At 67.4% G+C, this 279-nt stretch carries 1 pseudogene; it reads right to left on the minus strand.

The annotated features are described in order from the left end of the window. Window positions 1-279, minus strand: a pseudogene (locus tag U5798_RS37035) (efflux transporter periplasmic adaptor subunit); the annotation flags it as partial.

Here is a 279-nt window from a genome sequence, read left to right on the forward strand (position 1 = left end):
CGCGCGGATCGTCACCGAGCCGGTGGTCTGGTCGACCGTCACGTCCGAGAACTGCAGCTTGCCCGCTTCCGAGTAGGTCTTGCCGTCTTCCAGGATCAGCGACACCTTCGCCGCGCCCGGGCCGCTCGTCTTCAGGCGGCCGCTCTGCACGTCCTGGCGCAGCTTCAAACCATCGAGGCTCGACTGCGTGAGGTCGACGTACACCGGATCGAGCTGCTGCACGGTCGACATCAGCGTCGCCTGGCTCGCCTGCACGTACGCGCCCGGCGTCACTTGCGA

Source organism: Burkholderia sp. BCC1972, from assembly GCF_905339605.1.
Lineage (GTDB): Bacteria > Pseudomonadota > Gammaproteobacteria > Burkholderiales > Burkholderiaceae > Burkholderia.